We start from the raw sequence: 24,228 nt of genomic DNA on the forward strand, positions 1-24,228 counted from the left end.
ATGCGTACGACATCGGTCGGCGTCTTCAGGATCGCCACCATTGGCCCCGGCGACGTCTCCGGCCTCATGAACCTGATCGGCTCCGGCACGATCGATCCCAGGTCGATCCTCGCCATTCTCGGCAAGACCGAAGGCAATGGCGGCGTCAATGATTTCACGCGGGAGTACGCTGTAAGCGCGCTGTGCACGGCGCTGGCGCCCCAGCTCGGCCTGTCGCCGGAGGCAGTCGAGCAACGCATCGCCTTCGTGATGTCCGGCGGCACCGAGGGCGTGCTCAGCCCGCATCTTACGGTGTTCACGCGCAGCAAGGTCGAGCGCCCGGCAGGCCCGTCCGACAAGCGCCTGTGCATCGGCATGGCGCACACGCGGGACTTCCTGCCCGAAGAGCTCGGCCGCTCCGCGCAGATCACCGAGACGGCCAAGGCCGTTCAAGTCGCGATGACTGATGCCGGCATCACTGATCCCGCCGACGTCCATTTCGTGCAGATCAAGTGCCCGCTGCTGACTAGCGAGCGTGTCGCGGCGGCAAACGCGCGCGGCAACAAGACGGTGACGACGAGCGCTTACAGCTCAATGGCCTATTCGCGCGGCGCCTCCGCGCTGGGCGTTGCGGCCGCACTCGGCGAGATCGGCTCCGATGTCCGCGACGAGGATGTGCTGCGACGCTACGATCTCTTCTCCAAGGTGGCCTCGACCTCATCGGGGATCGAGCTGATGCATAATGTTGTCATCGTGCTCGGCAAATCGACGTCGTCGGCCAGCGAGTTCGTGATCGGGCATGCCGTGATGGAGGATGCCATCGACGCCGCGGCGGTGGTATCGGCGTTGAACAGCGTCGGGCTTGGCTTGGCCCCGCAGAGCATCGCGGACCGCGAGCTCGTGAACATCTTCGCCAAGGCGGAGGCCTCGCCTGATGGCAGCGTGCGCGGCTTCCGCCACACCATGCTCGAAGACACCGACATCAGCTCGACACGCCATGCCCGCGCCGCCGTTGGTGGCCTGATCGCGGGCCTTGCCGGTACCGGCGCGGTCTACGTGTCTGGTGGCGCCGAGCATCAGGGACCGGCCGGCGGCGGACCGGTTGCAGTGATCGCGCGACTGTCGGATTGATAGGACCGGCATCCCGAATCCTTGCGACCTCTCCGCCCCATGCAACCCTGCCCTTCGCGCCCGCTCAGTTGATTCATGTGGGCCCTTGCGAAAAAGGTGGCGCTGCACCTTAAGGAGATCAGGACTTCATGACCTTGCCGATGAGCTGGACTGAATGGGCGCAGCACGATGGCGTCGCGCTGGCGGGGCGGGTCCGCAAGGGCGAGCTGTCGGCGAAGGAGCTGGCGCGCCAGGCCGCCGCGGGTGTCGCCAAGGTCAATCCGGCGCTGTCGGGCGTGGTCGAGCTGTTCGAGGACGTGATCGCCGATCCCGCCAGGGACGGCGCCAATCTCGCAGGTCCCTTCGCCGGCGTGCCCTTCCTGATGAAGGACCTCGGGCCGACCATGAAGGGCCGGCTGCAGGAAATGGGCTCGCTGTTGATGCGCGGCAATCGCGCCGCGGCCGATACGTTCCTCACCGGCAAATTCCGCCAGGCCGGCCTTAACCTGATCGGACGCACCACGACGCCGGAATTCGGCGTGTGCTCTTCGGCCGACAATCCCGCCGTCTACGTCACCCGCAATCCCTGGAATACCGACTACACCACCTGCGGCTCCTCGGCAGGCAGCGCCGCGATGGTCGCCGCCGGCGTGGTGCCGATCGCGCATGCGACCGACGGCGGCGGCTCGATCCGCATTCCCGCCGGCGTCAACGGCAATATCGGGCTGAAAGTCTCGCGCGGCGTGTTCTCGCTCGCCCCCCACATGTCCGATCTCACCGGCCTCGTCTCGATCCAGGGCTGCCAGTCGCGCAGCGTGCGCGACACCGCCGCCTTCGTCGATCATGCCCGCGGGCCTGCGCCCGGCGAGTTCATGCCGTTCTGGACCACGGCGCAGCCTTATTCCGAGATGATCAAGCGCGATCCCTCGAAGCTGCGCATCGCGTTGTCCCATACGTGGGGCAACTACACCGCGACGCCCGAGATCGCAGCCGAGCTGGAGAAGGCCGGACGCTTCCTCGAAGGGCTCGGCCATCACGTCGACTATGCACTGCCGGAGATCGACCTTCCCGCTGCATTCGAGGCGCAGACCACGTGCTACATTTCGAATTTCGCGGTGGTGATCTCCAACATGCTGGCCGCCCGCGGGCTGGAAAAGCCGCCGGAAGATCTGATCGAGCCGATGAACATCCGGATCTGGGAAGCCGGCCGGCACACCAGCTTCGCCGAGCGTGCCAAGATGCAGGGCGTGTTCAACACCACCTCGCGCGGCTTCGGCGCCTTCTTCGAGCAGTGGGACGTGATCCTGACGCCGATCACCGCGCTGCCGACGCCGAAGGTCGGCACCAGGGAGTATCTCACCATCTCCGACAATCCTGATGTGCGCGACTGGTTCGACAATCTCTGGCGCTTCTTCGCCTTCACGCCGCTGGCCAATCTCTGCGGCATGCCCGCGATCTCGATGCCGATGGCCAGCCAAGACCACGGCCTGCCGCTGGGCATCCAGGCCATCGCCAAGCAGGCCAATGACGGGCTGCTGCTGCAACTCGCCGCCCAGATCGAGCGCGCGCTCGACGGCAAGTGGAACGGCGGCAAGAAGCCGAAGGTGCATGTGGGCTGAGGCTTGGCTGTTCGTTTCGGCCTTGCGCTTGCGGCCATCCTTAGAGACGCCCGCCGTTGGCGGGCTCCTCAGGATGAGGTCTGATTTCGCAGCGATAGCTTAGACCCTCATGGTGAGGAGCGCCGCCTTGCGGCGCGTCTCGAACCATGAAGGCCGACGCAGTCGCACCACCAGCCTCAATTCTTCACCGTCGGGATCTCCTCCGTCACCGGCTGCTGCTGGCCCTGCCGGTACATCGCCAGCGCCTTGTCGAGGGCTTCGCGCAGCGCCAGCGCCGCGGCCACGCTGCAGCGCAGGTGCGCGGTCTGGATCACGTCGACCCTGACGGCGGCACCAACCGGCATCAGGAGGTTCGCGGCGAGCTCGATCTGGATCGCGCCGTTGTGATGGCCGAAGCAGGACGCGCCGTCGAAATAGATGATCGGCGCTCGCTCGGAGCTGGAGCTCGAAATGGTGACGGGCCCCTGATTGTTGGCGGGCGTTTCGGGGTCGGCCATGGGCGCTCCTTGCGGCTAGTCGGCGAACGAAGCGCCCACCATCGGTGCTTCGGCCTGCTCTGTCGAGGCCAATTCGGGGTTTTGCGCGGCGCCCGACACTGGTCTAAAACGTCCCCTATGAGCACGATACCGACCACGCTCCCGTTCGAGGAACTCGCCGACGCCATCAAGGGCCGCCGCTCCGATTACGGCCATATCAGCGGGCTCCAGCTCGACCGCTTTGCGCCCGCCGAGGCCTGGTCGAGCCTGCCCTATCGTCCCGTCTTCGTCGGCGACACCGAGACCGGCGTGCTGCATGGCGGCGTCGTCACCGCGATGCTGGACGAGAGCTGCGGCATGGCGGTGCAACTTGCGCTCGACGGCACCCGCGCGATCGCCACCCTCGACCTGCGCATCGACTATCAGAAGCCGGCGACGCCCGGCCTCGACATCAAGGCGCATTCGGTCTGCTACCGCACCACGCGCTCGATCGCCTTCGTGCGCTCCACCGCCTATCAGGAGTCCGAGAACGATCCGGTAGCGACTGCGACCGCCTGCTTCATGATCGGCGCCAACCGTACCAACATGCTCGCCGACCGCAGGATGGATGCGCGCAGCATCCCGGTGCTGGAGGCGCCGGAAGATCCGGATGGCCCCTTCGCGCGCAGCCCGTTCGCGCGCGCTCTCGGCATCCGCGTCAATGACGACGGCACACTGACGATGCCGTTCTCGCCAAAAATCATCGGCAACCCGATCCTGCCTGCGATCCATGGCGGCATGACCGGCGCCTTCCTCGAGACCACCGCGATCATCGGCGTCGCGCGCGAGCTCGGCGCCGCCGCGCCGCCCAAGCCGATCGGGCTCACCGTCAACTATCTGCGCTCCGGCCGTGCGCTCGACACGTTTGCCAACGTCTCGATCGTGAAGCAGGGCCGGCGCATCGTCGCCTTCGAGGCGCGCGCCTGGCAGGATGACGCGGCCAAGCCGATCGCCACCGCCTTCGGCCATTTCATGCTGCGCCCGACGCCCGGAAGTGACGAGGAATAAGCGCATTTTGACTTGACGGCCGCAGCTCCGGCCACAACGATAGCACGTCCCCGCGAGAGGTATTGGATTGCGGCATCCGCTCGACATCGTCGCCATGTTCGCCGCACTCTGGCTGCTGGCCTCGATGATGCTTGACGCGTTGACGCCGAAGGAGCTGACCGCGATCATGATCGGCGTTGCGATCGGGCCCGCGATCGTCATCACCGCCGTGTTCTACTACCTGCGCTGCCCGCGAACGGACTTTGCGGTGATATTCGCAGCGCTCTGGCTGATCTCGGACATCGCCATCGCCTTCGTCTCGTCGAAGGAGCTGCCGCACTTCCTGATCGTGCTCGGCTTCGTGCCCGCCCTGCTGATCGGCTCAGTGATGCACTGGCAACGCTTCCAGAACCGCCACGAGCGGCTGCCTGCGCCTTCGGTGAAGCGGGGCTAACGCGGCAATAGGTTCGTCTTCGCGAGGTCGAGCACCTCGTCGCCGCGGCCGTTCATCACCGCACGCAGGACCCAGAGGCTGAAGCCCTTGATCTGCTCGGGCGTGATGGTCGGCGGCATCGACAGCTCCTGCTTGGCGGTGACGACGTCGAGCAGCGCGGGCCCGTCATGGGCGAGCATCTCCTTGACCGCACCGGGGAGCTCGCCGGGGTCCTCGACGCGTTTGGCGAAGATGCCCATTGCGCGCGCCATCGCCGCGAAATCGGGATTCTCCAGGTCGACATTGGTGTCGACGAAGCCCGCCGCCTTCATCTCCAGCGCGACGAAGCCGAGCACACCGTTGTTGAAGATCACGACCTTCACCGGCAGCTTCTCTTGCGTCAGCGTGATCAGATCGCCCATCATCATGGTGAAGCCGCCGTCGCCGGAGAGCGAGATGACCTGGCGGCCCGGCTGGGCGGCCTGCGCGCCGATCGCCTGCGGCATTGCGTTGGCCATCGAGCCGTGCACGAAGGAGCCGACCAGCCGGCGGCGGCCGTTCATGTCGAGATAGCGCGCGGCCCACACCGTGGGCGTGCCGACATCGGCGGTGAAGACCGCGTCGTCGGAGGCATGGTCGCTGATGACCTTTGCGAGATATTGCGGGTGGATCGGCTTGCTGCCCGGCGTGCCCTTGGCCAGCGAGTCCAAACCCTCGCGCGCCTTCTTGTAATGCGCGACGGCGTCGTCCAGATGCTTGCGCTGCGCCTTCGCTTTCAGCAGCGGCAGCAGCGCCTCGATGGTGAGCTTGACGTCGCCGACGAGGCCGAGATCGATCTTGCAGCGTCGTCCCAGATTTTCCGGGCGGATGTCGATCTGCGCGATCTTCGCATCAACAGGGAAGAACTGCTTGTAGGGAAAATCGGTGCCGAGCATCACCAGCGCGTCGCAGGCATGCATGGCGGCATAGCCCGAGGAGAAGCCGATGAAGCCGGTCATGCCGACATCATAGGGGTTGTCGTACTCGACATGCTCCTTGCCGCCGAGCGCATGGACGATCGGGCTCTTCAGCGCTTCGGCCAGTTGCATCAAGGGCGCATGCGCGCCGGCGCAGCCGCGGCCGCAGAACAGGGTGACGCGCTCAGTGCCGTTGAGGAGATCAGCGAGCGCCTTCAGCTCATCCGCTTGCGGCACCACATTCGGCGCCGACAGCGCGAGTCCACGCGTCGTCGACAGCGCGCGCTTGGGCGGGCTGCGGAACGCGACGTCGCCGGGCATGGCGACGACGGCGACACCGCGCAGGCCCACCGCCGCACGGATGGCATTCTCCAGCACGTAAGGAAGCTGGCTCGGGTCGGAAACCAGCTCGCAATAATGGCTGCATTCGCGGAACAAGTTCTGCGGATGGGTCTCCTGGAAATAGCCGCCGCCGATCTCGGCGGTCGGGATCTGGGCGGCGATCGCCAGCACGGGAACGCGGCTGCGATGCGCGTCGAACAGGCCGTTGATCAGATGCAGATTGCCGGGGCCGCAGGAGCCCGCACACACCGCAAGGCTTCCGGTCATCTCGGCTTCGCCGGCGGCGGCGAACGCGGCGACCTCCTCGTGGCGGACATGGATCCATTCGATGGTGCCGCGGCGGCGCAGCGCCTCGGTCAGGGCATTCAGGCTGTCGCCGACGATGCCGTAGATGCGCTTGACGCCGGCCTGCTCGAGCGTTGCCACGAACAGATCGGCCACGTTGTTGATCGCCATGTCGGTCTCCTGATTTCAGCCAGTCACATCACACGATGCGCAAATGTGAGCATCGCGGCTCCATGTGGCACAATAGGCTATGTCAGGATCACGGCTAGTTATTGTCCGTTCAATCTTTCTGAATTGCCCGATCGTAAGCCGCGATCGTCGCCTTCGCGCGCTCCGCGACATCGGCTGCGCTCATGCCGGGCTTGTAGAGGCTGGAGCCGAGCCCGAAGGCGGTGACGCCGCCCGCGATATATTCGGCAAAGTTCTGATCGGAGACGCCGCCGACGGCGGCGATCATGACGCCCGATGGCAGCACGGCGCGGATCGCGGCGATGCCGGAGGCACCTAACACGCTGGCCGGAAAGAACTTCAGACCCGATGCGCCCGAGCGCGCGGCGAGCAGCGCCTCGGTCGGCGAAAACACGCCGGGCAGCGTGACCATGGCATATTGATGCGCACGCACGAGCACCTGCGTGTCCACATTCGGCGAGACCATCAGCTTGCCGCCGACGTCGTTGAGACGATCGACATCCGCGGTCGCCAGCACCGTGCCGGCACCGATCAGCACTCCCGGAGGTGCCTGCTTCACGGCCATTGCGATGGAGCGGAACGGATCGGGCGAGTTCAGGGGAATCTCGATCGCCGTCATGCCGGCTTCGATCAGCACGGCGACGATGGCCTCGGTCTCCTCGGGCTTGACGCCGCGCAGGATCGCAACCAACGGCCGCTTCATCGGCGGAAAGGGAACGCTCATCTCAAAAATCCTTTGATTTCGTCCAGATCGCGGCAGCCGCCATCGACAGGCCGCGGCGGACGGCTTCATCCGCATCGACCGGAGTTGCGTTGACCGACAGCGCCTCAAACGCCAGCCGGTACAGCATCGCAAGCCGCCCCGACGCGATCAGCTTGACGCCCGCTTGCGGCACGGTGCCGGAGAGCCCCGCCGCAAGCTCGACGCCGATCAACGCGCCCGATAGCGTCTCGCGCGCCGCGGCCGGCGTGCCGCCGAACAGCAGCTGGCGCGACCGCGCGCCGAACAAGAGATTGGCGGCGAAGGCCGGCGCCTCATACGCGGCTTTCACCGCCGCCTTGAAGCTCGCGACATCCTCGGCCTCATCGGCGCCGGCGACCGCCAACGACAGGATGGTCTCGCGCGAGATGGCGCCGAAGAGCTCGCCAGTCATGAACGTGGAAAATCTTTCGACGATGCCGCCCTTCACGCACACCCATTTCGAATGCGTGCCGGGCATGCAGACCAACGCCTCGCCCGCGGCCTCGAGGCCGAGCGCGCCGAGCAGCTGCGTTTCCTCGCCGCGCATGACGTCCGGCGCAGCTGCATCGCGCTGCGCGATGCCCGGCAGGATGCGGATGTCGCGCGCTTCGCCGGGGACGCGCACGGCCTGTTTCAGGACGGCCGAGAGAGGCGCCGGCGTGTCGACATAGCCCGCTTCGACCCAACCGTTCCTGGCACCGGCCATGCCGCAGACGAGAACCGGCAGATGATCCGGCGCCTCAATCGCCGCAAGATGTGATTGCAGCACGGGGGGAAAGCCAGTCTTCGCCGCCGCCAGCATGCCCTCGCCGCTGCGGCGCTCAGTCAGCACCTCGCCGGCATGATCAACCAGCCACAGGCGAAAACTGCTGGTGCCCCAGTCCACCGCGACATAAGCGGGTTCGGTCATTCGAAACTGTCCTCGTCTCACGGCCGGGACGCCGTCTCGCGGCAATGAGACGACGCCTTGCGGGTCTGTGCCGAGATACCGGCTATTGTGCGGGCAAACCAGCCCTTTCTCCGCAATTCGAGGCTCCGCCGTGCTGGCACACCGCTTGCTGAAGCTTGGTTGTTCAACTCCGTCAACGCGCGACAAGACGCGTCAACATCAGATGAGGAAACCCATGGAGATCGGCTATTTCACGATGCCTTCGCATCCGCCGGAGTGCGGCCTGAAGGAAGGGAACGACTGGGACCTGCAGGTCATGCGCTGGCTGGACGAGCTCGGCTATCAGGAGGCCTGGGTCGGCGAGCACCACACCGCGCCCTGGGAACCCAATCCCACGCCAGACCTCCTGATCGCGCAGGCCTTGATGCAGACCAAGAAGCTTCGCATCGGGCCGGGCGGCTTTCTGCTGCCCTATCACCACCCGGCCGAGCTCGCCAACCGCGTCGCGATGCTCGACCATCTCTCCGAGGGAAGGCTCAATTTCGGCGTCGCGGCCTCCGGCCTGCCGAGCGACTGGGCGATGTTCAACGTCGACGGCATGAGCGGGCAGAACCGCGACATGACGCGCGAGGCGCTGGAGATCATCCTGAAGCTGTGGACCGAGCCGGCGCCCTTCACCCACAAGGGCAAGTTCTGGACGGTGACCAAGCCGGACACGATGTTCGACTTCCTCAAGCCCCACATCAAGCCGCTGCAGGCGCCGCATCCGCCGATCGGTGTTGCCGGGCTGTCGAAGAACTCGGACACGCTAAAACTCGCCGGCGAGCGCGGCTTCATTCCGATGAGCCTCAACCTCAACCCGGCCTATGTCTCGAGCCATTGGGACTCCGTCGAGATCGGCGCCGCCAAGACCGGGCGCAAGCCGAACCGTGCGGACTGGCGTCTGGTGCGCGAGGTGTTCGTCGCCGACACCGACGAGGAAGCCTGGAAGCTCTCGACGGGCGACATGATGGGCCGGATGATGAGCGAGTATTTCCTGCCGCTGCTCGGCCATTTCGGCTTCAAGGATTATCTCAAGCACGCGCCCGATGTCCCCGACAGCGACGTCACGGTCGAATATTGCGCCAAGCGGAACTGGATCGTCGGCTCGCCCGCAACCGTCGCCGAGAAGATCGAGAAGATCTACGACGAGGTCGGCGGCTTCGGCGTGCTGCTGGTGTTCGGCTTCGACTACAAGCACAAGGCCGAGGCCTGGCACCACTCGCTCTCGCTGCTGAAGAACGAGGTGATGCCGCGCCTTGCGCATCTCGGCTCCGCGAAGAAGGCGGCTTGACGCTCAGCGGGTGCGGCGCGATCGTGTCGCACCCGCTTCTGTTTCGGAGATTTCCGCGTGACGGTCGACGCCAATCCTCTCGACGCAAAGGATTTCAAGCAGGCGATGCGCCAATGCGCCGGCGCCGTCGCGCTGGTCACGGTCGGCGCCGAGCACGGCAAGCGTACGGGATTGACGGTGACGTCGGCCTGCTCGCTGTCGGACAATCCGCCATCGCTGATCGTTTGCGTCAACCGCAACGCCAGCGCGCATGCGCGCATCCGCGAGGAAGGCGCCTTCGCGATCAACTTCCTGCACGAGGACCACGCCCTGCTCGCGCTCACCTTCAGCGGCCAGAAGGGCGTCAACGGCGACGACCGTTTTGCGTTCGGGCAATGGACGCGCGGCGCGACCGGCGCCCCGGTGCTGACGGATGCGGTCGCCGCATTCGACTGCGTGCTGGCGCAGGAGTTCGAGACGACGACGCATTCGATCTTCGTCGGCGAAGTGCGCGGCGTGTCGCATTTGGCGTCCGCCGCGCCGCTGGTGTACCTGCGCAGCAGTTTTCACACGCCGCAGGAGATGCGCGAAACGGTGACGGTCGGCGACCTCGATTCACGGCATCTGAGCTGGACGGATTTTTCGTAGCTGGCGCCGACATCGTAGGGTGGGCAAAGGCGCACTTGCGCCGTGCCCACCATCGATCAACATCACAACAAGAGCGGTGGGCACGCTTCGCTTTGCCCACCCTACGATATCTGCGGTCGCGGAGACAGCTGAACGCTACTGCGCCGTCTCGATCTTCAGCAGCTTGATCTTCCGATACAGCGTCGCGCGGCTCAGCTTCAGGGCCCGTGCCGCTTCCGTGACGCGACCGCCATGCTTGCGAAGGGCCTCGACGATCGTGGCGCGCTCGGCCGCTTCGAGGTCCGGCTCCGCTTTTCCGAACGGCGGCAGGTCGAGGTCCGCATCGGTGATGACCCCGTTCTCCGCGGTGCAGCCGGCGAGCCGCAGCACGTGGCGAAGCTGGCGCATGTTGCCGGGATAGGAATAGGCCGCAAGCTGCGACCACGCTTGGTCCGAAAGCCTGCAGGTCGGCGCCTCCTCGCGCGCGATCTGGCGGATGACGTCGTCCCGGTCGGCACGTTCGCGCAAGGCCGGCAGCCGCACCTCGAGGCCGCGCAGGCGGAAATAGAGATCGGCGCGGAAGCCGCCTTCTTCGGCCATGCGGCCGAGATCGCGGTGGGTGGCGCTGATGAGGCGGATGTCGACGGCGACAGGCTTGAGCGCGCCGAGCGGCCAGACCTCGCGGTTTTCCAACACGCGTAGCAAGCGCGTCTGCAGCGCGATCGGCATGTCGCCGATCTCGTCGAGGAACAGCGTGCCGCCGTCGGCCTGCACGATCAGGCCCTTCGAGCCGTCGCGCCGCGCGCCGGTGAAGGCGCCGGCCTCGTAGCCGAACAGTTCGGCGTCGATCAGGCTCTCCGGCATCGCCGCGCAGTTCAGCGCCACATAATTGCTGCGCGCGCGGTTGCTGGCGGCGTGAATGGCGCGCGCGAACACGTCCTTGCCGACGCCGGTCTCGCCATGGAGCAGCACCGGCAAATTGTGATCGCCTATGCTTCGGAGCCGCTTCACGCTTCTGATCAGCCCGGGATCGCGGCCGGCGAGCCGATGCAGCGCGTCGAAGCGATCGACGGGCTCATCGCGGCGCGGCGCATGCGGACGCACCGATGATCTCGCCCGCAGCGGCGGCGCAACATGCCCCTGCCCTAACCCACTGCCATCGGCGCGGCGCAGCTCAACGACACCGTCCGCGCCGCGGGCGGCATGATGATCGAACTTGACGTAGCGCGACAGATCGATGCCGGACGCGATCAAGCCGTCGGTGAGACCCAGCAATGCGCGCGCCGAACGGCAGGCGCCGACGATGCGGCGATCGTCGTCATAGGCGAGCAGACCGCTGCCGCCGTCGCCCGGCACGGTCGCGATCCAGGCGTTGCGGAAATGACCGCGGAAGATTGCGCCCTCCATGCGCCGCGTCGCCTCCATCGTCACCGCGAGCGCGAGCTGATGCGCCATGCGCCCGAGATCCTCGCGGCAAGAGGTGATGTTCACGGCGCCGGCGAGGCGACCGGCCTGATCGAACAGCGGCGCCACGGCGCAGGAGAACATGTGCCACTGCGCGCGAAAATGCTCGTCACGATGGACCAGGATCGGCTTCCGCTCCGCAAGTGCGGTGCCGAGCCCGTTGGTGCCTTCAAAAGCCTCGGAAAAATTCGAGCCGGTGTAGACCTTCCAGCGCATGAATATTTCAGTATCGGCCGGGCCGGGCAGCCGACTCCACAGCATCGTGGCGCTAGGGTCGGCGAGATTGACGCAATAGCCGGCCTCGCGCAGCACCCGCGCGAGGTCTTCGAGCTCCGGCGTCGCCAGCCGGATCAGCTGCTCCATGGGTTCGGCGACATGCCGGACCTCGGCCTCGGTCAGCGTCTGCGGCGGGCCCTGGCGGGCGGGGTCGAGCTTGTGGCCGATCAGGCAGCGCCGCCAGGAATCGGCAATGCGCGAAGAGGCATCGACGTCGGCCAATTGATTGGCGACGGACAAGACACGGGCGACATGGTTCGAGGCCGACAGGCTGGCCATCGCGGACGTCTCCACCCTGTATTATTGTGCAAAGTCTGGCACCACAGGCGGGGATGTCAATCGGGAACCGGGAACGGCTTGGAGGCACGCTGCCTCTTCTCGTCATCCCGGGGCGATGCGAAGCATCGAACTAGGGTGCCCCCTTGCGCACCTGAGGATCACAAGATTCCGGGTTCGCGTTGCGCGCGCCCCGGAATGACGGGCTCATCTATTGCTGCACCGCCCTCACCACGTATCGATGCAGGGCCGCTTCTTCCCGGCCCTGGCCGGCGGCTTCGGCACCGACCGCAAGCCGGCCATGATCCAGCGGCGCGTCTCGGCGGAATCGATGACGTTGTCGATCTCGAACACCGAGGCGATCGAGACCGCCTTGCCGTTGGCATAGAGCTCGGCGACCTTGTTGCGGTAATAGGTCTCGCGTTCCTCGGGATCAGTGATCGCCTCCATCTCCTTGCGGAAGCCGAGGCGGACGTAACCCTCCAGCCCCATGCCGCCGAACTCGCCGGTCGGCCAGGCCGCGGTGAAGAACGAGGCGTGGAAGCCGCCGCCGATCATCGACTGTGCCCCTAAGCCATAACCCTTGCGCAGCACGATGCCGAACAGCGGCACGGTGAGGCTCGCGCCTGTTACGAACATGCGCGAGACGTGGCGCACGATCGCGGTCTTCTCGGCTTCCGGGCCGACCATGAAGCCGGGCGTGTCGCAGAGCGAGACGACGGGCAGGTCGAACGCGTCGCAGAGCTGGAGGAAGCGCGCGGCCTTGTCGCCGGCATCGGCATCGATCGCACCGCCGAGGTGACGCGGATTGTTGGCGATCAGGCCGAACGGTTTTCCCTCGATGCGGATCAGCGCGGTGATCATGCCGACGCCGTAGTCGCGGCGCAGCTCCAGCACGGAATCCTTGTCAGCGACGAGGTCGATCACGCTACGGATGTCGTAGACGCGCAGCCGGTTTTCGGGGATGGCGCGGCGGAGCAGGCGCTGGTCGGCGGCCTCCCACTCCGTCACCGAGCCCTGGAAATAGGACAGATACTTTTGCGCGACGGATGTCGCCTCCTCCTCGTCCTCGACGAGGATGTCGATGACGCCGTTCGGCGACTGGAACGAAACAGGGCCGACCTCGGCCGGATGATAGACGCCGAGGCCACCGCCTTCGATCATCGCGGGGCCGCCCATGCCGATCGAGGCGTTCTTGGTGGCGATGATCACGTCGCAGCAGCCGAGCATCGCGGCGTTGCCGGCGAAGCAATAGCCGGAGACGACACCAATCACGGGCACGAGGCCGGAGAGCCTTGCGAATTGCACGAAGGACGGACCGTCGAGCCCGGTCATACCGAGCCGGTCGGTGTCGCCGGGCCGGCCGCCGCCACCTTCGGCATAGAACACCAGGGGCACGCGCCAGTCTTCCGCTAGGGTCAGCATGCGGTCGATCTTCTTGTGGTTCATGTGGCCCTGCGTGCCCGCGAGCACGGTGTAGTCATAGGCCACCACGATGCAGCGCGCGCCCTCGGGTCCGAATTTCTCGCCATTCACCGTGGCGACGCCCATCACGAGACCATCGGCCGGCGTGTTCTTGATGAGATCGTCGAGCTTGCGGCGGCGGCGCTGCGCCGCGATGGCGAGGCTGCCATATTCCATGAACGAGCCTTCGTCGACGAGCTGGGCGACGTTCTCGCGCGCGGTGCGCTGATTGGTGTTGCGGCGGCGCTCGACCGAGGCGGGGCGATTCGCATCCAGCGTGTTCGCCTGGCGCGCTATCAGCTCGGCAAGATCGGGACGGATGTGGTCGAGATCGATGTCGGCTTCAGCCGTTGTGCTATCGGCCGCAACATCAAGCGGCTCCAGATAGAGGATCGCCTCGCCATGCATTAGCGTGGCACCGTCGCCGGCGGCGAGCGTCATGACACGGCCGCCCTGCTCAGCCATCACCAGATGCTCCATCTTCATGGATTCGATCACGGCGAGCTGCTGGCCGGGGCGCACGATCTCGCCTTCCTTCACCTGAATGGTGACGATGGTTCCCTGCAAGGGTGCTGCGACCATCACCGTGCCTTCAGGCACCACTTGCGCGACATGGGTCTCCGCGCCGTGAACGCCACTTCCTTCCGCCGGCGCAAAGTAAAGCGGCTTAGCCGCACCGTCGGCGGCATCGACGAGCTTGGCGATATTGCGATCGATGAAATCGGTCGCGATGCGGTTGGTCCTGAAATCGGGATGCGCCAGCACCGCCTGCAGGAAGGCGATATTGGTGACGACGCCGTCGATCCGGAATTCGCGCAGGGCACGCGAGGCTTTGGCAACCACGTCGTGCCAGGCTTCGCCCGGCGTATGCACGATAACCTTGGCCAGCAACGAGTCGAAGGCCGCGCTGGTCTTGTAGCCGGCGTAACCAAAACTATCGATGCGCACGCCCGGCCCCGACGGCGGCTCGAACAATGCGAGCACGCCGCCGGTCGGATGCGTCGCGCCCGTCTCGTCCAGCGTTTCCATGTTGACGCGAAGCTGCATGGCATGGCCGCGCGGCTTCGGGATCGACCCCTGCGCAAGGCCGAGCGAGGCCAGCGAAGCGCCCGCCGCGACCGCAAGCTGGGCACGGACGAGGTCGAGCCCGAGCACCTCCTCCGTCACGGTGTGCTCGACCTGGAGCCGCGGATTGGCCTCGATGAAGGCAAAACTGTCCTCGGCCGTGCCGTCGACCAGGAACTCGAACGTGCCGAGATTGTCGTAAGAGGCCGCCGTCGCAAGCTGCTTCGCCGCCTCGATGATGCGGCCGCGCAAGGGATCGTTCAGCGACGGGCTCGGCGCGACCTCGATCAGCTTCTGGTGCCGGCGCTGGATGGTGCATTCGCGCTCCCAGAGATGAGAGATCGCGCCGTGACGATCGCCGATGATCTGCACCTCGATATGCCGCGCCTGCCGGATCAGCCGCTCGGCATAGACGCCGTCGAGGCCGAAGGCAGCCTTGGCCTCGGACTGGCAGCGCGCATAGGCCTCCGCGAGATCGGATGCGTTCTCGACCACGCGCATGCCGCGCCCGCCACCGCCGGCCATTGCCTTGATCACGATCGCAGCATTGCTGCCGAGGGAAGCAAAGAACGCCGTGATCTCCTCCAGCGAGGACGGCCCGCTGGTGCCGGCAATGATCGGCACGCCGCAACGCTTTGCCAGTTGCCGTGCCGCAACCTTGTCGCCGAACAGCTCGAGCGCCGCCGGTTTCGGCCCGACGAACGTCAGGCCTGCGTCCGCGCACGCCTTGGCGAATGCCGCATTCTCGCTGAGGAAGCCGTAGCCGGGATGCACGGCATCGGAGCCGACGCTTTTGGCCGCCTTCACCACCGCCTCGATGTCGAGATAGGCCCGGGCGCCGCGACCGGGGATTTCGACCGCCTCGTCGGCAACGCGCACGTGCAGCGACAGCGCATCGTCGGTGGGATGGATCGCAACGGTCGCGATGCCGGCGTCGGCCGCCGCGCGCGCGATGCGGATGGCGATCTCGCCGCGATTGGCGATCAGGAGCTTCTTGAACGACATCGTCTCTCTCACTCAGACAGCAGCAGGACTATTCGGATCGAGATCCTGCTTCTTCACCTTGCCCGTCGCCGTCAGCGGCAGGGCGTCGATAATACGCACTTCCGGGATCTTGTAGACGGCCATGCGCTCGGCGCACCAGGCGCGCAGATCTTCCGCAGAGATGGTGCCGACCGCCTCCGGCTTGAGCTGGATATAGGCCACCGGCACCTGCCCCTTATCGGGATCGTCGCGCCCGACCACGCCCGATCCCAGCACCTTCGGATGCTGCCCGAGCAGCGCCTCGATCTCCGGCGGAAACACGCTCATGCCCTTGACCTTCAGCATCTCCTTGCGGCGGCCGAGGAAGTGCAGGAAGCCGTCCTTGTCGATGTTGCCGATGTCGCCGGTGCGCAGCCAGCCGTCGACGAGGGACTCGGCGGTCGCCTCCGGCTTGTTCCAGTAGCTCTTGAGCAGAGACGGCGTGCGCACGCGGATCTCGCCTTCGGCACCGAACGGCAACAGCGCGCCGGTCTCGAAATCGGTGATCTTGAACTCGGCGCCGGGGACCGGCAGGCCGACGAAGATCGGCTGGTTGTTGAGATCAAAATCGTCGTCCTGGAAACCGGCCGTGAAGGTGTTGGAGGTGTGGGTCTCCGTCATGCCCCAGGCGGCCTCCATCAGGATCGTGCCGGTGAGATCCTTCCAGCGCTTGCGATAATCGGCGTTGAGCTTCTTGACGAAGGAGACGACGCGGACCTCCCTCAAGGACGACAGATCGAACTCGCGAAAGCGCGGATGGTCCATCAGCTCGACCGCACTATCGACCGGCATCGCGGTCATGGTGACCTTGTACTTGTCGATCGCGGCCATCGTGCCGACGGCGTCCCAGCGCGCGAGCAGGACCAGCGTGGCGCCGCAGAACAGCGGGAAGATCAGGCCAGAGTTCTCGCCCGCAATCCAGAACTCCGGGAAGAACGACAGGAACACGCTGCTCTCGCCGGGCGGCATCGAGATGCCGTAATTGGCCGCCGCCGTGTAGACCATGTCGCGATGGGTATGGACGCAGCCCTTGGGCATGCCGGTGGTGCCGCCGGTGTAGTTGAGCGCGGCGACATCATCGAGCCCAGGCGACGGCAACGGCGTCGGCGCAAGCATCACCGCAAGCGCGGGCAACAGATCGGTCGCGCCTGCGACCGCAACGCGCGGCGTGCGGATCGAGTCCGGCGCAGGAAATGCCGGCGCAGCCGGAACGACGTCGGCGAAGCTGGTGACGATGATCTCGCGCAGGCGCACCTCGCCCCTGACTTGCTCGACGACGGGGACGAGCTGGTCGAGCGCCACGATCACCTCGGCCTGGGTGTCGTTGAGTTCGTAGGACAGCTCGAAGGCGCGCGACAGCGGGCTGACGGGGACATGGATCGCACCGAGCTTCAAAATGCCGAAGAACACGATGTGGAATTGCGGGCAGTTCGGCAGGAACACGGCGACGCGGTCGCCCTTGCCGACGCCCTTGGCCTGCAGCAGCGCCGCAAAACGGTCGCTCTGCCGGTCAAGCTCCGCATAGGTGGTGACGTGGCCGTAGAAGATGATCGCGGGCCGCTCGGGACTGCGCTTCGCCCAGGCGCGCAGATATTCCGTCAAGGGAACTTCGCCGTGCAGATAATTCGGCGAACGCGGCATGCCTTTGGGCCAGGCCTTGTCCCACAGGCCACGCAAGGTGGCGAGATAATCCTTCTCGTTGAGACCCGCGCTCATGACGTCTTTCCCGTGTTGCTTTTCTTTTCGAGGGCACGCACGTGCCGTCAATCGACATCGCTACACGTCGAGCACGGCAGAGGTCATGTCAAGAAAAACAGCATCGGCGTCGCGGCCGATGCCGCGACGCGGAAAAAGAAAGTCGTCTTGCAGCGCGTGTCGTTACGCCGCGCGCACGCCCGCGACGAAAGCGCTGACTTCGTTTTCGAGCGATTGCAGCTTCTGCGTCAGCCGGCCGCTCGATTGCAGCACGAGGCCAGCGGCCTGGCCGGTCTCCGCGGTCGCGTCGCTGACGCCGGAGATGTTCTGCGAGACCTGGTCGGTGCCGGAGGCCGCCTCCTGCACGCTGTGGGCGATCGCCTGCGTCGCGGCGCCCTGCTCCTCGACCGCGGCGGCGATCGATGAGGAGATCTCGTTGACCTCCATGATGGTGGCACGGATGCTCTCGATGTTGCCGACGACCTGATTGGTCTCGGCCTGGATCGCGGTGATCTGGGCGCCGATCTCGTCGGTCGCCTTCGCGGTCTGGCTTGCCAGCGACTTCACTTCGCTCGCGACCACCGCAAAGCCCTTGCCGGCTTCGCCCGCCCGCGCCGCCTCGATCGTGGCGTTGAGCGCGAGCAGATTGGTCTGCGAGGCGATCTGGTTGATGAGGTCGATGACCTCGCCGATCTTGTGCGCGGCCGCTGCCAACCCCTGCACCGTGTCGTTGGTGCGCTGCCCGTCGGCGGCGGCCTTGTCGGCCACCGTCGCGGCCTGTGCGACGCGCTGGCTGATCTCCGAGATCGAGGACGACAGCTGGCCGGCGGCGGAGGCCACCGTCTGCACATTGCTCGAGGCCTGCTGGCAGGCGGAAGCGACGAAGCTCGCGCGGTCGGTCGCCTTGTCCGCGGTTTCCGACATGCCCTGCGCGGCCTGCTGCATCGCGCGCGCCTCGTTGAAGACGTCGCGGACGACGGCCTGAACGCTCGCCTCGAACTTGCCGGCGAGGTCAGTCATGGCCTTGCGCTTCTCGCCGTCGGCCCGCTGCTTCAGCTCCTGCTGCTCGGCATGCATCCGCCCGACGGCCGACGCATTGTCCTTGAACACGGCCAGCGCCTTGGCGAGCCCGCCGACCTCGTTGTTGCGGTCGGTATAGGGCACCTCGAACGCGCTGTCGCCGGCGGCAAGCCGCTCGGTCAGCGCGGTGATTTTTGCCAGTGGCCGGGTCACGCTACGCCCGATCACGAAGGACGCACCGAGGACCAGGACCAGCACGGCCAGACAGACATAGCCGAACGTCGTCGCGGCCTGGCGGAAGACGGCGTCGACATCGTCGAGATAGATGCCGGTGCCGATGATCCAGCCCCAGGGCGCAAAGCCCTTCACATAGGAGATTTTCCCGACCGGCTGGTCGAAGCCGGGCTTCGGCCAGAGGTAGCCGTAGAAGCCCGCGCCCTGCTTCTTGACGACGTCGACGAAGCCCATGAACAGCGCGTTGCCGGCGGGATCCTTCATCCCGGAGAGATCCTTGCCGTCGAGCTCCGGCTTGATCGGATGCATGACCATCTTCGGGGCCATGTCGTTGATCCAGAAATACTCGACCTTGTCGTAGCGCAGGCTCTTGATCTCGGCGATCGCGGCGGCCTGGGCCTGCTCGCGCGGGAGTTTTCCGTCGCTCTCGAGCTTCTGATAATGGGCGAGGATGCCGTAGCCGACATCGACCATCTGCTGCGTCTTGGCCTGGCGATCGGCGACCATCTGCGTGCGCAGGGTCGACAGGGCAATCGGCGCCAGGGCGATCATGCCGAGGAGGCTGATGCCGACGATCAGGACCAGCTTGAAACTGATGCGGGAGAAAATCATCGGAGCTCACGAAATTTGGCGGGACAGACATGCCAGTTTATCCCGATCCTCTTAGCAAAGCTTTAAGCATTCGGGTTCCCCGACGGCGCCGCCGAGGCCCAGCGGCCGCGCACGGCTTTCGCACCCTCGCGGCGCCGCGCCCGTCTTCGAATATATACCTCTTCAAAACTAGAAGACCTCGATATCGCCCCTGCGAGCGTTGACTTGGAGTGGGCTCCGGCAGAACGATCGATGCAGACAATCAGCGCCAGCTGTGGCGTGAGCGCAGCCAAGGGCCAGAGGTTTCATGCATCAATCGACATCATCGGGGTCTCTCGACCTTCCCGCGCTCAGTGCGGCGGAACGGCTCTTCATCTGGGGATTCCGGGCCAAGGCACGCAGCGGAGGCGCCGTTCCGACCGCAGCGGATATCCAGGAGGTATACGACCATTTCCGCGTGGGCGATGCCGTGCTCTCGCTGGAATCCATCATCGAGATCTTCGCCTGCACGGCCCATACCGCGATCGAAGTGCACTGCCCGACCTGTCCGCGCATGTCGGACAGCGAGCGCGGGATTCTGCAGGCCATCGCCGCGGCACAACAGGATCGCATCGACATCGTGCGCGAACGGTTCGAGACCTGGCTGCCGCCGGTCGGCGCCGATTGGGCGCTGGCGCCCGTGCGGGGCCTCGCCACGATCTTCCGCATGGCAGGGCTCATCCTGCCCGATCGACAGGTGCGGTCGTTCGACCATGACCGGACCATGGCGATGAAGAGCTGGCTGGTCGGAAGCCCGACATTGCACTGACGAGATCAGTCATGACCCCAGCTATTTGCGGTTCTATGCCGGATGCCGGCCAATCGCAGCTCTGTCCGCTCCAGGCCGCGCTTGGAGCGCGCCCCTGCGTCGACAGCTACGACGATTTCTGCCGCGTCGCGCTGTCGCTGTTCCGCTTCATCGGAGCGGCCTACACCACCGGCGCCTCTGATTGCTGGGAAGCCGCCTATCGCTTTGCCGACGAGGCGCCTGGCATTGCCGACAGTCCGCTGCTGGTGGCGCGGGCTGCTGCGCTGGTCAGGATCTTGCGCAGCGGCCGGCCATGCGAGCTGTGCTTCATGCCGCCGTCCTGTCGTCGCCTGTCGAAGGACGAGACCGAATTGATGCGGCTGCTGGCGGTCGCGCGGCGCAAGCAGCCGGGCGAGCTCGAATCCATCGTCTGCGCCTTCGTCGGCTCGGGCAAGGAAGCTGCGGCAACGCGGGCGGTCAACGCGCTTGCCTTGTGCTGACACCTAGCCGCCCTTCCTGCCGAGCAGGAGATCGATGGTGTGCGCAGCGATCTTGCGCAATTGCGGCTCGTCGCCGAAGGCACGTTCGAGCACGGCGAGGCCGCGCGTCACGGTGACGATGTGCAGCGCCGCGGCCGCGGCATTGCCGTTGAACTCGCCGCGCGCGGCGCCTGCCGACAACGCGTCCTGAACCAGTGCTGTGATGCGCGAGATAAGGCCCGCAAGAGCCTGGCGCGCTTCTTCGTCCAATCCCTCGCCTTCCGCGGCGCCGAGCTCCATCAGGCCGCGCGTGGTCGGACATCCGCGCGGGGGTGTGCCCGAGCGGAAATTGGTGATGGTCAGATCGAAGAAAGCGGTGAGGCGCTTGCGCAGGCTGCCCGTCCCGAGCGCCTTCTGCAGCGCGAGGAAATAATCCCCGGCATAGCGTTCATAGGCCTGCAGGAACAGCGCTTCCTTGCTGCCGAAGGCGTTGTAGAGGCTGCCGCGCTGAACGCCGGCATCGCGCGCGATGTCCGATAGCGAGGTGCCGCGCACGCCCTTGCGCCAGAACTGGTCGAACGCAATGCGCAGGACATCGTCATGGTCGAATTCGCGCGGCCGCAAGCTCGGCTCCTTTTAGAAGTATTTGACACGACGTCAAGAATATGCTTTCTCGACATCGTGTCAAAAACCAATTGGAATTGATAGCCCGTTTCAACACTGGGCCGAACAGCGGCGTACGCATTCGCCCTGCTGGTCGGGCCCGCATGCAAAGGGACGCGCGATGCCTCTGCTCCACATCTCGATGCGCGCCGGCAAGCCGCAAGCCTACCGGCAGGCGATTCTCGACGGCCTCTACCGCGCCATGCGCGAGGCGCTGAACGTGCCCGTGGACGACGCGTTCATGGCCATCACGGAGCATGAGCCGGCGAATTTCCGCTGCGGCAATGCCTACGGCGTCGAGCGCAGCGACGACGCGTTGCTGATCCAGATCACGGTATTCGCCTCGCGCACTCCCGAGCAGAAGAAGGCGCTGTATCGCCGGATCGCGGACATTCTCGGCGAAAGCCCGGGCGTGCGGCCCGAGGACGTGTTCGTGAACGTGCTCGATGCCCCCAAGGAGAACTGGTCCGTCGGAAACGGGCTGGCGCAATTCGCGTGAGCTGGGCGGACCTGCCGGTGCGCTGCCGGTCGAGGATTGAGGCGCCTGATACGGCCTACGATGGGCGCGGATCGCGCTAGCCACCTGCAACGCACGCTTCCATGATGCCGTCGAGCTCGGCTTTCGACAGCACCCCGAGCTCGGCGATGAACACGATCCGTGTCCGCGGCACGCCCGCCGCCGGCGCATCGCCCGGGGCGAGCGTGGCGCGGCCGGCGGCGAATTGAAACACCATCTGGCGGCCGGGCTGCTCGACGGTCTCGAACAGGCCTTTTGCGCGCGCGAGTTTTGGCGCGAGACGGCCGATGGCCTGCTGCAGGCGGGGCAGCGAGATCGGCCGGTCCGAGGTCCAGCTCAGCGTCTCGAAGCGCTCTTCTGCCGGTCGTTTCGGGCCCGGATCACGCGGCGCGGGCGCACGCTCGACGTTCGCGGGGAACAGGAGCGCGGACGGAATCTCGCCATGCCGCGCATCGACCACCACGGCGGGAAGGCGCAAGGCGCGGATGGCCTGACGCATCCGCGCACCCGCGCCCTCGTCCGCAAGATCCAGCTTGGTCAAAGCCACGATATCGGCGACGCGCAATTGCGAACGCTGGAGCGAGTCCTCCAGCGCGGTTGACGGTGTCGCGGCGTCGATCACGCACAGCACCGTCTCCAGCGGCGCCTCGCGCAGGATCACGGGGTCCATCAGATTGCGGACGATGTCGGCGGGATCGGCGACGCCGCTGGTCTCGATGACGATATGTTCGGGCTTCGGCTCTCGCCGCAGCAGTGTCGAGAGCGTGCGCAGGAGATCGCCTTCGAGCGAGCAGCAGATGCAGCCGTTGGCGAGGCTGACCACACCGTCGCTGGCGCCCGCGATCAGCTCCGCATCGATGTTGATGGCGCCGAAATCGTTGACGATCGCGGCGATCCGCCGTCCCTCCGCATGCGCGAGGAGATGGTTCACGACCGTGGTCTTGCCCGCCCCCAGAAAGCCCGTCACCAGGAGAATGGGGACCGGCATGGGTCAGCCCCCGACGACGGGGCGGCGCACCGGCTTACCCGGCCGCGCCGCGAGGTCCAGCACGCCGTCGCTGATCAGCACCTGGCCGCTGACCACGAGATGGCGGACGCCTTCGGAGGGACGGTTCATCGCCGTGAAGGTCGCGCGGTCCGAGAGTTTTTCATAGTCGAACACGACGATGTCGGCGTCGGCATCCTTTGTCAGCCGGCCCTTGGCGCGCATCGCCGGCGTGCTCTGCGACAGGATTTCCGCCGGGATCAGCGCGCATTTGCGCACGCCTTCCAGCAGCGACACGGTCTTGCGCTCTCGCACCCATTCGCGGATGAAGCGGGTGAAGCAGCCGGCCGAGCGCGGATGCGAGGTAGCGTCGTCAGGCAGCGGCCAGGCATCGCCGGTGTAGGTCTTGCCGTCCGACGTCGTCCACGGCATCGCATCGGACGCAATCGCACCGCCGGGATACAGCACCGACATGTCGAGCAGGTCGCGGTGATGCGAATTGTTCTCGATGTCGAGGATGTGCCAGAGCACCAGCGAGGACGGCTCTTCGGCCTGCGCCTTCAGGAGCTCCTCGCGGTCGTGGAAGCGATAGCCGTCGGTCACGCGCTGCACCGAATCGTAGCCGGTGCCGTTGCGTTCGACGAATTCGGGGTCGCTGAAGAAGGCGGCGGCCAGCACGGTCGAGCCGGTGCCGTAAGGATAGGCCTCGACGGTGATGGGCAGGCCCTGCGCCTGCGCTTTCGCGATCAGCACGCGGCAACGCTCGACGTCGGTCTTGCTCGACGAGTTGAAATGGCAGATGTGCATGTGCGCGCCGGTCGCGCCGGCATAGCCGATCAGGCGGATATAGGCTTCCACCGCGCTCTCGGGGTCGATGCGCGACATGAAGGCGACGTGGGTGAAGGTCGGCACGTCCTTGGCGGCGGCGAGCTGGCAGACCGCGGTCAGCTCCTGCACACCGGCGCCCGGCGCGTAGGCATTGAGGATGCCGATGCCGATGCCGCCTTCATCGAGACCGCGCCCCAGACGCTCGAGAATGCCGGCGACCTCCGCATCGCTCGCCACGTTGTCCATCCAGCGGCGGTCGCGCATGGCGTTGCCGAACGCCTCCAGCGAGCTCTCCGCATTGGAGCCGGTCATCGCGCCGATGCGCGCAAACGCCCAGTTGGTGGCGGCGCCGTAGTTCAGCACGCGGCCCTTTCTCGCCTGGCGCTCATACCAGGACCCGACCGGCAGCACGCCGGCCTCGAGATCGAGCGTGGTCGTCACCCCATCGAACGCCTGCATGCGGTCCGCCGGGATCGATTGGCCATGGGCGTGCAGGTCGATGAAGCCGGGGGCGACCACGAGCCCGGTCGCGTCGATCACCCGCTCGGCGCCGCCGAGGCCCGTGCCGACCGCGGCGACCTTGCCGTCCACCACCGCCACGTCGCCGACGGCGTCCATCCCACTCGCGGGATCTACCACCCGGCCGCCAGAGATCACCAAGCCGTTCATTTCGTCACTCCCTCCACGTCGAAATCGCATCAAGGCAGATTCCGGCAGCGACGACCACCTCCACTGAAGCCGACGCAGCATGCTCGCACGGAAGGTCATTTGGCAGGCAACCCGCGGACGCGCGCTCGCGTCCTCGCGGCATGTTTTGCCCGAGCTGTGCTTCTCTTCACACCCTCTCGAAAGAAAGGGTGCAGGGAAGGCCGGGCG

At 66.1% G+C, this 24,228-nt stretch carries 20 protein-coding genes; 9 read left to right on the forward strand and 11 right to left on the reverse strand.

Annotated features, from left to right (window positions below; translation table 11 throughout):
* Together atzD and GA0061098_RS17075 are read left to right on the forward strand one after the other, a co-directional pair.
* The gene (atzD, locus tag GA0061098_RS17070) at positions 1–1,110 is read left to right on the forward strand and encodes a cyanuric acid amidohydrolase (protein ID WP_091958078.1); all 1,110 of its coding nucleotides are present in this window, start codon (positions 1–3) and stop codon (positions 1,108–1,110) included.
* Between the two features lie 128 nt (positions 1,111–1,238).
* Positions 1,239–2,708, forward strand: coding sequence for an amidase (locus GA0061098_RS17075; protein WP_165637418.1), 1,470 nt, complete (start codon positions 1,239–1,241; stop codon positions 2,706–2,708).
* 176 nt (positions 2,709–2,884) lie between these two features.
* On the opposite strand, the gene GA0061098_RS45020 is transcribed toward GA0061098_RS17075, so the two are convergent.
* Entirely contained in the window at positions 2,885–3,205 is a 321-nt protein-coding gene (locus tag GA0061098_RS45020; protein ID WP_165637419.1) for a hypothetical protein, read from the reverse strand.
* Positions 3,206–3,322: 117 nt separating this feature from the next.
* Here GA0061098_RS45020 and GA0061098_RS17085 point away from each other — a divergent pair, with 117 nt between their 5' ends.
* The gene (locus GA0061098_RS17085) at positions 3,323–4,231 is read left to right on the forward strand and encodes a PaaI family thioesterase (protein WP_091958086.1); all 909 of its coding nucleotides are present in this window, start codon (positions 3,323–3,325) and stop codon (positions 4,229–4,231) included.
* Between the two features lie 67 nt (positions 4,232–4,298).
* Complete coding sequence (locus GA0061098_RS17090) at positions 4,299–4,664, forward strand: hypothetical protein (protein ID WP_165637420.1); 366 nt, start codon at positions 4,299–4,301, stop codon at positions 4,662–4,664.
* On the opposite strand, the gene poxB is transcribed toward GA0061098_RS17090, so the two are convergent.
* From poxB to GA0061098_RS17105, 3 genes are all read right to left on the reverse strand, one after another.
* Entirely contained in the window at positions 4,661–6,397 is a 1,737-nt protein-coding gene (gene poxB / locus GA0061098_RS17095) for a ubiquinone-dependent pyruvate dehydrogenase (protein ID WP_091958090.1), read from the reverse strand. The genes GA0061098_RS17090 and poxB overlap by 4 nt on opposite strands.
* Positions 6,398–6,506: 109 nt before the next feature.
* Positions 6,507–7,139, reverse strand: a complete 633-nt coding sequence (locus GA0061098_RS17100) for a 2-dehydro-3-deoxy-6-phosphogalactonate aldolase (RefSeq protein WP_091958095.1) — start codon at positions 7,137–7,139, stop codon at positions 6,507–6,509.
* 1 nt (position 7,140) lies between these two features.
* Positions 7,141–8,067: a 2-dehydro-3-deoxygalactonokinase gene (locus GA0061098_RS17105; protein WP_091958099.1), complete on the reverse strand. Its 927-nt coding sequence runs from the start codon at positions 8,065–8,067 to the stop codon at positions 7,141–7,143.
* Between the two features lie 214 nt (positions 8,068–8,281).
* Between GA0061098_RS17105 and GA0061098_RS17110 the strand changes: the two genes are divergently transcribed.
* Together GA0061098_RS17110 and GA0061098_RS17115 are read left to right on the forward strand one after the other, a co-directional pair.
* A complete protein-coding gene (locus GA0061098_RS17110) occupies positions 8,282–9,379 on the forward strand; it encodes an LLM class flavin-dependent oxidoreductase (protein WP_091958104.1) in 1,098 nt (365 codons plus the stop codon).
* A 57-nt stretch (positions 9,380–9,436) separates the two neighbouring features.
* On the forward strand, positions 9,437–10,006 hold the full coding sequence (locus tag GA0061098_RS17115) for a flavin reductase family protein (protein ID WP_165637421.1): 570 nt from the start codon (positions 9,437–9,439) through the stop codon (positions 10,004–10,006).
* A 135-nt stretch (positions 10,007–10,141) separates the two neighbouring features.
* Here GA0061098_RS17115 and GA0061098_RS17120 read toward each other — a convergent pair whose 3' ends face one another.
* The 4 genes from GA0061098_RS17120 to GA0061098_RS17135 all read right to left on the reverse strand — a co-directional run bounded on the left by GA0061098_RS17120 (position 10,142) and on the right by GA0061098_RS17135 (position 19,114).
* Positions 10,142–12,004 carry a sigma-54-dependent Fis family transcriptional regulator gene (locus GA0061098_RS17120; protein WP_165637422.1) on the reverse strand — a complete coding sequence of 621 codons (1,863 nt, stop codon included), beginning with the start codon at positions 12,002–12,004 and terminating at the stop codon, positions 10,142–10,144.
* A gap of 225 nt (positions 12,005–12,229) precedes the next feature.
* Positions 12,230–15,535, reverse strand: coding sequence for an acetyl-CoA carboxylase family protein (locus GA0061098_RS17125; protein WP_165637423.1), 3,306 nt, complete (start codon positions 15,533–15,535; stop codon positions 12,230–12,232).
* Positions 15,536–15,547: 12 nt separating this feature from the next.
* Positions 15,548–17,269: an AMP-binding protein gene (locus GA0061098_RS17130; RefSeq protein ID WP_091958117.1), complete on the reverse strand. Its 1,722-nt coding sequence runs from the start codon at positions 17,267–17,269 to the stop codon at positions 15,548–15,550.
* Positions 17,270–17,431: 162 nt separating this feature from the next.
* The gene (locus tag GA0061098_RS17135) at positions 17,432–19,114 is read right to left on the reverse strand and encodes a methyl-accepting chemotaxis protein (RefSeq protein ID WP_091958121.1); all 1,683 of its coding nucleotides are present in this window, start codon (positions 19,112–19,114) and stop codon (positions 17,432–17,434) included.
* A gap of 286 nt (positions 19,115–19,400) precedes the next feature.
* Between GA0061098_RS17135 and GA0061098_RS17140 the strand changes: the two genes are divergently transcribed.
* Positions 19,401–19,901, forward strand: a complete 501-nt coding sequence (locus tag GA0061098_RS17140; RefSeq protein ID WP_091958125.1) for a hypothetical protein — start codon at positions 19,401–19,403, stop codon at positions 19,899–19,901.
* Between the two features lie 11 nt (positions 19,902–19,912).
* On the forward strand, positions 19,913–20,380 hold the full coding sequence (locus GA0061098_RS17145; protein ID WP_091958129.1) for a hypothetical protein: 468 nt from the start codon (positions 19,913–19,915) through the stop codon (positions 20,378–20,380).
* 3 nt (positions 20,381–20,383) lie between these two features.
* Here the strand turns inward: GA0061098_RS17145 and GA0061098_RS17150 are convergent, their stop codons facing one another.
* Positions 20,384–20,983 carry a TetR/AcrR family transcriptional regulator gene (locus tag GA0061098_RS17150; protein ID WP_091958133.1) on the reverse strand — a complete coding sequence of 200 codons (600 nt, stop codon included), beginning with the start codon at positions 20,981–20,983 and terminating at the stop codon, positions 20,384–20,386.
* Positions 20,984–21,143: 160 nt separating this feature from the next.
* On the opposite strand from GA0061098_RS17150, the gene GA0061098_RS17155 reads away from it, so the two are divergent.
* Positions 21,144–21,521 (forward strand): tautomerase family protein, encoded by a 378-nt coding sequence (locus tag GA0061098_RS17155; protein WP_091958138.1) that lies wholly within the window; start codon positions 21,144–21,146, stop codon positions 21,519–21,521.
* 76 nt (positions 21,522–21,597) lie between these two features.
* Here GA0061098_RS17155 and GA0061098_RS17160 read toward each other — a convergent pair whose 3' ends face one another.
* Together GA0061098_RS17160 and GA0061098_RS17165 are read right to left on the reverse strand one after the other, a co-directional pair.
* A complete protein-coding gene (locus tag GA0061098_RS17160) occupies positions 21,598–22,527 on the reverse strand; it encodes a CobW family GTP-binding protein (protein ID WP_091958143.1) in 930 nt (309 codons plus the stop codon).
* A gap of 3 nt (positions 22,528–22,530) precedes the next feature.
* Positions 22,531–24,021, reverse strand: coding sequence for an amidohydrolase family protein (locus GA0061098_RS17165; protein ID WP_091958146.1), 1,491 nt, complete (start codon positions 24,019–24,021; stop codon positions 22,531–22,533).
* Between the last annotated feature and the right edge of the window lie 207 nt (positions 24,022–24,228).

It is taken from the genome of Bradyrhizobium shewense (genome assembly GCF_900094605.1).
In the GTDB taxonomy this organism is placed as follows: domain Bacteria; phylum Pseudomonadota; class Alphaproteobacteria; order Rhizobiales; family Xanthobacteraceae; genus Bradyrhizobium; species Bradyrhizobium shewense.

Bases quoted from the DNA above. Each gene is read 5' to 3' on its own strand.
- GA0061098_RS17135 (WP_091958121.1), bottom strand. From the start codon at position 19,114: ATGATTTTCTCCCGCATCAGTTTCAAGCTGGTCCTGATCGTCGGCATC.
- poxB (WP_091958090.1), bottom strand. From the start codon at position 6,397: ATGGCGATCAACAACGTGGCCGATCTGTTCGTGGCAACGCTCGAGCAG.
- GA0061098_RS17145 (WP_091958129.1), top strand. From the start codon at position 19,913: ATGACCCCAGCTATTTGCGGTTCTATGCCGGATGCCGGCCAATCGCAG.
- GA0061098_RS45020 (WP_165637419.1), bottom strand. From the start codon at position 3,205: ATGGCCGACCCCGAAACGCCCGCCAACAATCAGGGGCCCGTCACCATT.
- GA0061098_RS17130 (WP_091958117.1), bottom strand. From the start codon at position 17,269: ATGAGCGCGGGTCTCAACGAGAAGGATTATCTCGCCACCTTGCGTGGC.
- GA0061098_RS17155 (WP_091958138.1), top strand. From the start codon at position 21,144: ATGCCTCTGCTCCACATCTCGATGCGCGCCGGCAAGCCGCAAGCCTAC.
- atzD (WP_091958078.1), top strand. From the start codon at position 1: ATGCGTACGACATCGGTCGGCGTCTTCAGGATCGCCACCATTGGCCCC.
- GA0061098_RS17100 (WP_091958095.1), bottom strand. From the start codon at position 7,139: ATGAGCGTTCCCTTTCCGCCGATGAAGCGGCCGTTGGTTGCGATCCTG.
- GA0061098_RS17140 (WP_091958125.1), top strand. From the start codon at position 19,401: ATGCATCAATCGACATCATCGGGGTCTCTCGACCTTCCCGCGCTCAGT.
- GA0061098_RS17105 (WP_091958099.1), bottom strand. From the start codon at position 8,067: ATGACCGAACCCGCTTATGTCGCGGTGGACTGGGGCACCAGCAGTTTT.
- GA0061098_RS17085 (WP_091958086.1), top strand. From the start codon at position 3,323: ATGAGCACGATACCGACCACGCTCCCGTTCGAGGAACTCGCCGACGCC.
- GA0061098_RS17160 (WP_091958143.1), bottom strand. From the start codon at position 22,527: ATGCCGGTCCCCATTCTCCTGGTGACGGGCTTTCTGGGGGCGGGCAAG.
- GA0061098_RS17075 (WP_165637418.1), top strand. From the start codon at position 1,239: ATGACCTTGCCGATGAGCTGGACTGAATGGGCGCAGCACGATGGCGTC.
- GA0061098_RS17165 (WP_091958146.1), bottom strand. From the start codon at position 24,021: ATGAACGGCTTGGTGATCTCTGGCGGCCGGGTGGTAGATCCCGCGAGT.
- GA0061098_RS17110 (WP_091958104.1), top strand. From the start codon at position 8,282: ATGGAGATCGGCTATTTCACGATGCCTTCGCATCCGCCGGAGTGCGGC.
- GA0061098_RS17125 (WP_165637423.1), bottom strand. From the start codon at position 15,535: ATGTCGTTCAAGAAGCTCCTGATCGCCAATCGCGGCGAGATCGCCATC.
- GA0061098_RS17120 (WP_165637422.1), bottom strand. From the start codon at position 12,004: ATGGCCAGCCTGTCGGCCTCGAACCATGTCGCCCGTGTCTTGTCCGTC.